Here is a 12,052-nt window from a genome sequence, read left to right on the forward strand (position 1 = left end):
TCGATGCATGTGAATCAACCTCTTCTCCGCCCCTGGATGACTACCGGTTATTCATGATCGGCGGCTCCGTTTCTTCAGGAGTCAGCTCTCTGATCAATACAGGAACCGGATAATCAAATCCTTCCCTTCGTTCCAGTTTAACGGCATATAGCGTCTGCAACGCTTGATGGTCTTCTTTTCGGAATGTCATCTTGCCTTTCGGGGTGTCAAACGACATGCCTTCCATCACCTTCACGAGCGCATCCCCGCTGGCATCTCCATTTGTTTTTTTCAGCGCTTCGACAATCGCGATCGCCGCAGACATTCCTCCCGGAGTGAATAAATCCGGAACTTGACCATTAAACCGTTTTTTGTGCTCTTCGACAAGCCAATCATTAATTTTATTTTTCGGAAGAGTGTAATGGTACACTGTAAATCCTTCCATACCAACAATGCCGTCCATCGTCTTCAACGCAGCAATATCCGGAGCGCCAGTCGAAATTTTAATGCCTTTTTCTTGCACCTTCATGTCGGACAGCTGTTTCCACGGAGAATTCGCGCCGGCCCAAATAACAAACAAATAATCCGGTTTCTTTTCGATGATCCGCTGAATATTCGATGTAAAGTCCACTCCTTGCGGATCGGCATACTCCTCCAAGATAATATGAGCGCCTAATTTTTCAGCGGCTCTTTTAAATGCAGCGACTCCATCGCGTCCAAACGCACTATCCTGGGCAAGTGTAGCAATTTTGACTCCTTCTTTGGCAATCGCCTGCGCTCCAGCAATCGCATCCTGCGAGGAATTTCTAGCGGTGCGGAAAATATACTTGTTCCAGTTTGCGCCGGTAATGCTGTCGGCTACAGCTGGCTCAACGATCATCACCTTTTTGTACTCTTCAGCAAGCGGCAGAACAGCGAGCGTATCCCCTGACGAGCTGGAACCGACAAGGATATCCACGCCGTCGTCTTCGAGCAGTTTCGTCGCCTTTTGTACGGCCGTATCCGGCTTCGTTTCCGTATCTTCGTAAATGACTTTGATTTTTTTACCCGCCACTTCCCGAGTGCCATTTGTCGCATAATCGAGTCCCAGCTCGAACCCGTTAACCGTCTGCTTTCCATACGCCTCCAACGCGCCTGTTAAGGACGCAAGCACACCGATTTTGATCGTTCCTTTGCCCACAGAACCTCCTTTTTCTCCATCGTCCTGATCGCCTCCGGTTGTTCTGGCACTGCACGCCGATACGAACAGAAGTGCAGCAACAGCCAGCAACCCCATCCAGTTGAACAACTTTTTCTTTCTTTTCAACTCGCCTTCCCCCTTTGGTTTCAACATCGTTTGAATGTATTATGGAATAAAACAGTTACAATTCAGTTACAAGCTCCTCTGCATAAAAAAACCGCCTGCTAAGCGGCGGAACACATGGGCAAATATGATTCACGAGTGTGACACTTACTAACAAAACAAATTGCTTCCAGCCCTTAAGCACTTAATATACTTAGAGCCAGGAAGCGACTGAACGTACGTCAACCACATGGATAAGGAAAACAACTCTGTGCCCCTTGAAGGAGACTCCCCCTACAACAGCAAAAATTCGCGTTACGTTGCTTGCGATCTTGATGAATGATAGATAGGACTAGATGGGGAGATATACCATAACGTGAGATCATGAAAATCGATATTATCGCAGACAAGCGAGCCGTCAATTCATTGTAATCATTTCAAACATTTGCTTTGTCGTTTCCAACGGTTCGACGCCAAGCTCGTTTTTCAATTGCTCGCAACATTTTTTATATAGCTTGACCGCATAAGCGCGGTTGTTTTTCCGATAATAGCAGTACATCAGCAGCCGATAGGCTTCTTCCCAACAACGATCTCTAGCGAGTATTTGATTACACCAGTAAATCGCTTCATCAAAATTCTCCTTGGATACGTTAATTTGCGCCAACCGCTCTGCTCCCTTCAAAAATAAAAGGAGCAGTCTTTCTCTCTCTTCGGCACACCAGTCCGCATAAAGACGGTCTGGTAAATAATCGCCTTGGTATAGACTGAGCCCTTGCTTTAACATTTCGGCAGCCGCATCTCGATCCCTCTCTTCCAAACCTTTTTCGATAAGCGTTTGAAACCGGACAGCATCAATTTCAATGACCGCCCTGCTGTTTAATCCGTATAACAATCCCCGTCTTTCGATAAAAAATGATTCCGAACGCGCTTTACGATGGGGTTCGATGACTTTGTTTAGCGCATTTAATGCCACTTTAAAATCCCGTTCCGCTGCCGCTTCATGACTATCCTTCCAAAGCAAAGATAATATTTTGCTTCGCGACAACAGCTGGCCACGCCAGGTAATGAACAATTGAAACAGTTCTTTCGCCTTTTCCCGCTTCCATTCCCGTTCACTCACTTCTTTCTGTCCCAAAAACAGTTTAAACTCTCCCAAAGTGCGAACTTTCAAGGTGTAGCCAGGATGAAAAGAAACATCTTTCATCCCCATGCGTTCAAGCAATCGACTGGCGGTGTGTGTTTCAATTCCTTGTTTTTTCGCTTTCATTAACACCGGTACGATGCTTTGCAAGTCATTCGGACCAAACAATGTTTTTTTCTCAACAAAAAATGAATAGTCCTGCTCATCGATAAGATGCAAACATTGTCCAAAGGATGCATGAAATGCCTGTTCGTTTTTTTGCTCAAATTCAAGCAACGAGATCCAAAAATATGAAACCATTAAACCGTATTGGCAACCGCATTGACGAAACATCGATAAACACTGGTGGAACATTTGTCGCGCTTTTTGAATATCACCGCCATAATATGATGCGATTCCTAGGGCAAGGAGAATAAATGATGACAGCCAAATATCCTTGACCTTTTCCGTTTCCGAAAGCGCTCTCATCCCACATTCCAACGCTAGATCATAGCATCCGCTTCTTCCATACAGCAAACATAATCCCATCCAAGGCTCTGCTTTTCCGCGTGAAATGTTCATGTCATCCATCATACAGATCGCTGTTTCATAACACTGAATAGCCATTTTTTGTTCATATACATCATTCAACTGCAGAGCGTGTCCTTTTCTCATCCATCCGCAAGCTTCAACAAAAGGAGCTTTCCATTTGATCCCTTGGAGGATTCCTGACTCAGCTAGTTTTTTGGCTTCTTTGATCTCTCCCATATACACACAAATGAGCGCCAGTAAAATTTCACTGGTCCGATGAGCTCTCGATAAATATAACTGCTGGTTTTGTTTTTCCCTATAGTTTTTCAAGATTTCTTTCGCTTGTTTAAGCCGCCCTGTTCTTAAATAGAGCCGCGCTTCTAATTCAATCATTTTTAGATGTTTTGTGCCATATTCAAACGATTTGGTTTGTAAATACCACTTTTCCGCATCCGCAGTATTCCCCATATTCAGCAAATTTTCGGCCATGAGAACGTAAAGCGATCGTTTTCTCTCATTCCCGTCAAGCCAATCCAAGGGTGGATGATCTAGTAATAAAACCGCTTTTCTTAACAATGGATCTGCTTTGCTCGGTTGCACCGTATCAAGATATACCCGTGCCTGTCCTTCGACCCCTAAACCCATACCTATTTCATCATTTGCTGTCTCCGCATGGCTTTCCATCCGTCGATAGCAATCGAGGGCCTCTTCGTATTGTGATCGATATCGATAAATTTCCCCTTGATAAAACCAAAGCATATAGTACTGATTTTTTACATGTTCGGGAATTTGAAGAAGAACTTTGAGAAGTGTCTCGATTTTCCCTTCTTCCAACATCGATCTGCCGTTGGGCTGAAGGATGACAGCTATCCGCTCGTACTCCTTGATCTCTAACAAATGAAGGATCGCTTTTTCGTAGTTTTGCGAACGAATATAATAATCAGCAGCTTGTTGATGAGTATGATAAAAAACGTCTGCCTTTTTACTGATTTGTGATTGCAGAAATTCCCGGAACAATGCGTGATAACGGTATCGTCCCTCACTAATCGGATTGATAAATAAATTTTGCCTCATTAAGTAGTCTAAAATATAACGTGTATCTTCCTCTGAAAACCATAGATGACAAACCGATTCCGAGAATTCTTCAAACACACTGGTCCGCTCTAAAAAATCACGCACCACGTCTGGCTGCTTAAAAAACACTTCTAAAGCCAGAAAACGAAATAAATCATCCATAGAGGCCGATTGAGTGTTAGAAAATGAATAATCCGGCTTCATTTTCATTTGGTGCCAAATCATCTGGATAGCGATGATCCATCCCTCTGTCATAGTATAGATTTGTTCGACAGTCTCCCAGTCCAAAGGAATTCCGTAGGAATCAGAAAACAAGACATCTATTTCCTCTCTCGAAAATACTAAGTCCTTCTCCGTGATCTCTAACATTTCCCCTTTGACTTTCATCGTCTCTAAAATATCCCAAGGAGGGCGGCCTCTGCTTGAGATCACAAGATGAACATTCGCTGGCTTGTGCACGATAAACAGTTTCATCCATCGACTGATCCATTCCGAACGGTCAAGCAAGTGAAAATCATCGAGTACAAGGATAAATTCCTCGCGAAGGGCTTTCATCTCATTAATAAACTTTGAACAAATAAATTCAACTTTTTCTTGATCATAGTTAGAAGAAGCCTCTTGTTCAAGGACCGTCAGCAGTTCCATCCCAAAATCAGGAAATAGCGTACGAACACAATAGACCATATGGATAAGAAAAGGAAAAAAGTTATCGTCCTGTTCTGAAACCGTATACCAGCAAAACGGTGTATATGAATTGCTAAGCAACAAAGCCAACGATGTACTTTTGCCATAACCCGGTCCCGAGTGAATAATGGTGAGGGGATAGTTTTTCATACGAATTAATTTTTTCATCAAGGATGGGCGTACAATCACCGTTTCCTTGAGATAAGGCGGAATAAACTTTGTCTCTATAACTGAAGATAGATAGTTCATTCAATCCCCCCTCTGATGAACAATTCCTGTTGAACTGAGCACATCTCTAGATTCTCAATAGTGGATTATTCGACAGTTGCCCGAAAAAATCCTACTCGATTTTCATGCCATTGTTGTGAATTGCTCCACAAAGGAGAAAGAAACAAAAAATAGATCAAGGGAGCCTAAAAGCAGACGCTTTTGGACTCCCTTCGTTGTTCGATTTTTGACTCTAGGAACACCTTACAAATATTATGCCCAGTCTTTACAAAGCCTCAATAAACACCGCCGTTCCCATTCCACCGCCCACGCATAAAGAGGCAATTCCTTTTTCAAGCTGACGGCGCTGCAACTCATGAATAAGACTGACGACAATACGCGCTCCTGTGCATCCAATCGGATGTCCCAAGCTGATGCCGCTTCCGTTTACGTTCACTTTATCTCTATCTAAACGCAGTTCCCTTTCTACAGCTAAATACTGAGCAGCAAATGCTTCATTGATTTCAATTAAATCGGCTTCCGCTAACGTCCAATTTACCCTTTCTAATCCTTTTTGTACCGCTGGAACCGGGCCGCGTCCCATCACTAGAGGATCCACTCCGGCAACAGAATAACCAACTACTTTTGCAAGCGGCTGGATCCCTCGTTGCTGTGCATACTCGGCAGACATGAGCACAAGCGCAGCAGCACCGTCATTAATTCCCGATGCATTCCCTGCTGTTACCGTCCCATTTTTTCGGAATACAGGTCTTAAGGAAGCCAATTTTTCTTTCGTCACATCGGCTCGTGGATGCTCATCTTTTGTTACGACTATCTCCTCCTTTCGTGTTTTTACCGTGATCGGAACAATTTGAGAATCAAAGTATCCCGATTCCATCGCCAAAATAGCTCGCCGATGGCTTAACAACGCCAGTTCATCCTGCTCCTCCCTTGTGATCCCATACCGTTCGGCAAGATTCTCGGCTGTTTCTCCCATCATCACATGGTGAATCGGATCCTCAAGAACTTCCCAAACGCTATCACGGACTTGCTGGTGCTGTAAACGCGCTCCCCAACGATACTGCTTTAATATATACGGACTAGAACTCATGGATTCAACACCGCCGGCAATGACCACATCGCTCAGCCCGACTTGAATTTGCATAGCCGCCGAAATAACTGCTTGCATTCCAGAAGCGCACTGGCGCTGAATCGTAAAACCGGTTGTTGTATGAGGGAATCCTGCTAGCAAGGCAGCCGTTCTTGCTGTATTGGGTATATCCGTTCTCTGAATGCAATGACCTAAAATCACTTCGTTTACTTCGTCTTTCTCAATTTGGCTGCGTTTTACTGCTTCCTCTAAAACAGGAACAATTAAATCCGTCGGCAACAGGTCTTTAAAGACGCCGCCAAATGTTCCAATCGGCGTACGCACGGCCGCTGTAATGACCACTTCTCTCATTCTCTGTCGCTCCCTTCTTCATCACATACAATCTTCACTGCGCCGTATATCCTCCATCGATTACGACCGCCTGCCCGGTGACACCTCTTGCTTGTTCGCTCGCTAAAAACATCGCATAGTTTGCAATTTCCTCAACCGACAACAGACGCCGCTGCGGCACAAGCGGATAAATGACCTCCTCCAATACTTTTTCTAACGGAACATTTCTTGTAGCAGCTAAATCACTCAATTGGTTGCGGACAAGCGGTGTATCAACGTATCCTGGGCATAGGGCATTGACAGTAATTCCATACGGTGCTCCTTCAAGGGCCGCCACCTTTGTTAAACCAATGACCCCATGCTTCGCGCTATTGTACGCCGCTTTCCCGGCAAACCCAACCAAGCCGTTAATGGATGCGATGTTAATAATACGGCCATAGTTTTGTTGCTTCATCGTCGGAAAAACATGTTTAATAGCAATGAATGGGGCTACGAGCATAACATCAATAAGCTGTTTAAATTTCTGCGTCGGAAAATCTTCAATATTGGCTACATACTGCAATCCCGCATTGTTAATCAGAATGTCAATCCGCCCGAATCGATTCAACGTTTCATCCAAGGCCATTTTAACCTCTTCTTCAGATGTGACATCGCACTTTAAGCCAATCGCCTCATACCCACTATTTTGCAGCGATTCAGCCGCTTTCTCCACGGCTGTTTTATTGATGTCTGTCAGCACGACTTTACTGCCGTTTTCAGCAAAGGTTTTCGCCATTTCATACCCAATTCCGCTCGCTGCTCCGGTAATCAACATTACTTTGCCTTTTACCACCATCTGATCCCCCTATTCCCACCGATGTTTCATCAAAACGTGATGCCCTCAATGCCTCAATAAAACGAAATTTCCCTTTTTGCATACTTCTTCAGATTCCTAAACCAAGCGAAAATAAAATGATTGCCAACACCGTCCCTAGCGCAGGAACAATCACGGTTAAAGCCCCTACCGCATTATAGGCATCCTGATGGGTTTCCCCACAAATCGCTCGAATCGTTGTAACTACATATCCGTTATGCGGCAACGAATCAAGCGCTCCAGAAGAAATGGCAACCACACGATGCAATGCTTCCGGATTGACTCCCATATCCAAATAGTGCGGCGCGATGAGCGGCAACGCAATGGCCTGCCCCCCAGAAGCCGACCCCGTCATTCCTGCAATAACACTAACCGCAATAGCTCCTCCAATTAAAGGGTTACCCGGAATGCTCGTAATTGTTTCCACCGCTGTCTGAAAGGCAGGAACCGCTTTAGTAACACCGCCAAAACCGACCACCGCTGCTGTATTCCCTAAAGCGATTAATGCTCCGATCGTTCCTTCGGAGACAGCATTCCCGAAATTTTTGAAATACTTATAATTGCATACGTACGTGGCGATGACACCGCCAAGTAAAGCCACAATGAGCGCCGACTGTTTTAAGGAATCATGAAATACAAACGAAATCACTAATACAACCAAAAGCGGGATGAGACCGAGAACGGGGTGAGGCAGTTCTTGGCCTTCTTCAACCGGATCACCTGGTCTAGAAACAAATCTCTCCCCTCTTGCCACTGCTTTATCGATCATTTTCTTTAACCACCAGTAACCGAACAAGGCCATAAAAATGGCAACAATAAGACTAACTTCCCAGCCAGCGTATGGAGATGTCTTTAAATATTCAATCGGAATCCAGTTTTGAATTTCCGGAGATCCTGCTGACGTCATTGTAAATGTTACAGAGCCAAACGCAAGGGCTGCCGGAATAAAGCGGCGCGGCAAATTGGCTTGCTTAAACAAGCTCACAGCCATCGGATAAACAGAAAATGCCACGACGAATAAGCTGACTCCTCCATATGTTAAAACGGCACAAGCAATCACAATGGCTAATGCTGCATGCTTCATTCCCAACTTATTCACAATCCACTTGGAAACACTATGAGCGGCCCCACTGTCTTCCATTAACTTCCCAAAAATGGCGCCTAATAAAAACATTAGATACCAAGATTGAATAAAGCTTGAGAATCCCGTCATATAATTTCCGACTAAATTTGCTTCTCCTTCGCCAACCAACTGCGGAAATAGCGGCAATCCGCTGAAAACAGCCACTACGAATGCGCATAGTGGCGCAGCAATAAATAAATTCATTCCTCTCATGGTTAAATAAATGAGTAATGCCAATCCCCCAATTAGACCGATCATGCTCCACATCCCCGATCACCCCTAGACAAAATTATGCCTGAATAAAAAGCGTTTCATCGATAATCAATGTTGGTTCTGTCAGAGATTGAATCTCTTCGACGCTACTTCCATCCAAAATTTCTACTAACTTCAAGCCATTCTCGGTCACGTCTATAACCGCTTTTTCGGTAATAATGCGGTTGACCACTTTCCTTCCTGTCAACGGAAGACTACACTTTTTCACAATCTTCGGTTTTCCATCCTTGCTAACATGCTCCATAACAACAATAATCTTTTTCGCTCCATGCACTAGATCCATCGCTCCTCCCATGCCTTTAATCATTTTTCCAGGGATCATCCAATTAGCAAGATCACCCTCTTCCGAAACTTCCATTCCTCCTAAAATAGCTACATCGATATGACCGCCACGGATCATGGCAAATGATTCGGCACTGCTAAAATAGCAAGCTCCGGGAATAGCCGTTATCGTTTCTTTCCCGGCATTGATTAAATCGGGGTCTACCTCATCCTTGAGAGGGTAAGGTCCAATCCCTAACAATCCGTTTTCAGATTGCAGCACCACCTTTTTATGCGATTGAATAAAATTGGCGACAAGAGTTGGTATTCCAATCCCTAAATTGACGTAGAAACCGTTTTCAATCTCCTGTTCAGCACGCTTGGCAATTCTTTCACGAATGGATTGTTTATTCATTGTTTTCACTTGCTCCCTTCTTTGACATACTAGCGAACAACTAGACGTTCAATCCGTTTTTCTTGTTTTCCAACTACTAATCGTTGTACATAAATGCTCGGCGTATGAATGTGATCCGGATCCAATTCTCCAATTTCCACAAGTTCCTCCACTTCTGCAATCGTAACTTTCCCTGCTGCCGCCATCATCGGGTTAAAGTTACGCGCTGTTTTGTTGTAAATCAAATTCCCCATTTTATCTCCTTTCCACGCGCGCACTAAACTAAAGTCAGCAACTAACGCCGTTTCAAGAATATACTCTTTGCCGTTAAATACTCGTACTTCTTTCCCTTCCGCAATCGGGGTGCCAACTCCAGCAGGAGTATAAAATGCCGGTATTCCGGCCCCGCCGGCGCGAATGCGTTCTGCCAACGTTCCTTGGGGAATTAATTCAACTTCTATTTCCTGATTGAGAACTTGGCGTTCAAACTCCTTATTTTCTCCAACATAGGAAGCGATCATTTTCTTAATTTGTTTATTTTTCAGGAGCAATCCAAGTCCCCAGTCATCCACACCGCAATTATTGGAAATAACCGTTAAATCCTTGACACCCGTTTCCGCTAACGCGAGAATTAAGTTTTCTGGAATGCCGACAAGCCCGAAGCCCCCAACCATAATCGTTGCCCCGTCCGGAATGTCTTTCACCGCCTCAATAAAAGAAGAATGTATCGGCTTCATGGACGTTTTACCTCCCCATCTATGTTATTGCTTCCTTCATTCATCTATGATAAGCAAGAATGATGCCAACAAAATATATAAGAGAAGACAGAATAACGAGTTAAACATCCCTTTCCTTATTCCGAAAACTCGGACATTCGTTCAATAAAAATACAAAAACTTTACTCCTTACTCAACCACAAACACCACTTCACCTGTGTATTGTTTTCACAAAAAATCCGGAATCTCGGAACACATTCCAAGATTCCGGAAAACTAACCATCCAGACCATATTTTTTTAACTTCTCATACATCGTTGACTTGCTAATCCCTAGAGCCTCAGCTGCCTTTACTTTATCGTTTTGATGAAGCGACAAACTTTTTTTGATAATTGCCTTCTCCGTTTCCTCAAGCAGCTGCTTTAGTGTTTTTCCTTGCAATTGATATACGGAATTGGCTCTTAAATACTCCGGTAATGCTTCAACTGTAATTGTTTCTCCTTCAGCAAAGTGAACAGCCACTTCCACGACATTTTCAAGTTCACGGATGTTCCCCGGCCATGAATGTTGAGAAAAAATATGCCACACGTTCTCATCAATGGCTGTGATTCGTTTTCCTGCGCGTTTGCTGATCTTATTCACGAAATGATGCACCAATGCGCTGATATCCTCTGGCCTCTCACGCAAAGGGGGAATGAAAATCGACACAACATTAATACGGTAGTATAAATCTTCACGGAACCGCTTTTCTTCGATCAATTTTTCTAATGGCCGGTTGGTAGCAGCGATAATCCGTACATCGACTGGAACTGTTTTCGTTGACCCCACCGGTTCAATCTCCTTCTCCTGCAAAACGCGCAACAATTTCACTTGCATATGCAATGGCATATCTCCAATTTCATCAAGAAAAACCGTCCCACCATCAGCTAACTGAAACTTTCCTTTTTTTCCACCTTTTCTCGCTCCAGTAAAAGCTCCTTCTTCGTAGCCAAACAGCTCTGATTCCAATAGGTGATCGGGAATAGCACCGCAATTGACCTTGATAAACGGCTTATGGCTTCGGCTGCTTAACTGATGAATGCTATGGGCGAACAACTCTTTACCCGTGCCACTTTCCCCGCGAATCAACACCGAAACGTCACTATCAGCAATACGCTTTACTCGCTCCTTTAACATTTCCATTTGTTTTGATTGGGAAACAATATCACTTAATGTATATTTCGCTCCATTGTCTTCCTTCCATTCCTCTAAATACGTTTGTAATTGCAGCAACAAACTTTTAATATGGCTATTCATCCGTTTCCATTCATGAATATCGCGAAAAATAACCGTTCCGACCGCCCCGATGATTTTCCCATTGATCACAATGGGAATACGGTTGGCAATCATATAGTTTCCTTTTATATATTGCAAATCAGCCCTCTCTTCTTTTCCTGTTTGGACAACAATATGCATTCTTGTATTTTCAATCACCTCTGTTACGTGCTTGCCAATGACCTCTTCCTGCTCTTTTTCCAAAAACTCGCAATAACTTTTATTCATATAAATGATTTTTGCTTTTTCATCCACAATGACAATTCCCTCATGGACACTGTCAATAATGGTTTTCAGCATTTCGTTCTGAAAGGCTATAGATTTGTTCTCCATCATTTTCCTCCCCACTTTTGCCCCTTTGTTTGCCCATCCATTTTTTAACTTCCAACAGTTCCCTCTACTGTTTGCACAGATTCTCCTGGAATTAGGGTGACATAAATTCGAGTCAGTCAAGACTTTGTGGAGAACATTTTTTCGGTTCACTACGGGTGTTGTCAATCACTAGTTAGCGAACCATTTTCAGGAATTGATATCGTAAGCGCTTTCGGACTCTCATCCCTCATCTTGAGGTGATGATATTGTGTTCCATTTTTTTACACCCAACCAAAATCCCGAAGCGCCGACAACGCTTGATGGATCGGCGTCCCGGATGACCGCTGCAGACACGGTAGATTCTGACGCACCACATCTGCCCACAACCGTCCTGCCTTCCGTTTGGCCTGTTCAACCCGCTTGGACTTCGTCGAGGCCGAGGCTGCCGTTCGGGTCTCTTCTTCCTCCACCAACTGCCCATTTCTCCGC

Annotated in this window: 8 protein-coding genes and 1 pseudogene; all 9 read right to left on the reverse strand. The window is 44.0% G+C overall.

What is annotated here, in order from left to right:
- Window positions 1-40 precede the first annotated feature (40 nt).
- Window positions 41-1,285 (reverse strand): substrate-binding domain-containing protein, encoded by a 1,245-nt coding sequence (locus tag T260_RS131850; protein ID WP_023633762.1) that lies wholly within the window; start codon window positions 1,283-1,285, stop codon window positions 41-43.
- A 394-nt stretch (window positions 1,286-1,679) separates the two neighbouring features.
- Window positions 1,680-4,919 (reverse strand): BTAD domain-containing putative transcriptional regulator, encoded by a 3,240-nt coding sequence (locus T260_RS131845; RefSeq protein ID WP_020279041.1) that lies wholly within the window; start codon window positions 4,917-4,919, stop codon window positions 1,680-1,682.
- A gap of 244 nt (window positions 4,920-5,163) precedes the next feature.
- Window positions 5,164-6,339 carry a thiolase family protein gene (locus T260_RS131840; RefSeq protein WP_020279040.1) on the reverse strand — a complete coding sequence of 392 codons (1,176 nt, stop codon included), beginning with the start codon at window positions 6,337-6,339 and terminating at the stop codon, window positions 5,164-5,166.
- Between the two features lie 34 nt (window positions 6,340-6,373).
- Window positions 6,374-7,153 carry a 3-hydroxybutyrate dehydrogenase gene (locus T260_RS131835; RefSeq protein ID WP_023633763.1) on the reverse strand — a complete coding sequence of 260 codons (780 nt, stop codon included), beginning with the start codon at window positions 7,151-7,153 and terminating at the stop codon, window positions 6,374-6,376.
- 88 nt (window positions 7,154-7,241) lie between these two features.
- Entirely contained in the window at window positions 7,242-8,561 is a 1,320-nt protein-coding gene (locus T260_RS131830; protein ID WP_023633764.1) for a GntP family permease, read from the reverse strand.
- 22 nt (window positions 8,562-8,583) lie between these two features.
- On the reverse strand, window positions 8,584-9,243 hold the full coding sequence (locus T260_RS131825) for a CoA transferase subunit B (protein ID WP_023633765.1): 660 nt from the start codon (window positions 9,241-9,243) through the stop codon (window positions 8,584-8,586).
- A 29-nt stretch (window positions 9,244-9,272) separates the two neighbouring features.
- Window positions 9,273-9,959 (reverse strand): CoA transferase subunit A, encoded by a 687-nt coding sequence (locus T260_RS131820; protein WP_023633766.1) that lies wholly within the window; start codon window positions 9,957-9,959, stop codon window positions 9,273-9,275.
- A gap of 254 nt (window positions 9,960-10,213) precedes the next feature.
- A complete protein-coding gene (locus T260_RS131815; protein WP_023633767.1) occupies window positions 10,214-11,587 on the reverse strand; it encodes a sigma-54 interaction domain-containing protein in 1,374 nt (457 codons plus the stop codon).
- A gap of 257 nt (window positions 11,588-11,844) precedes the next feature.
- Window positions 11,845-12,052, reverse strand: a pseudogene (locus tag T260_RS1000000138685) (UPF0236 family protein); the annotation flags it as partial.

It is taken from the genome of Geobacillus thermopakistaniensis, from assembly GCF_000498995.1.
Taxonomy (GTDB): Bacteria; Bacillota; Bacilli; order Bacillales; family Anoxybacillaceae; genus Geobacillus; species Geobacillus thermoleovorans.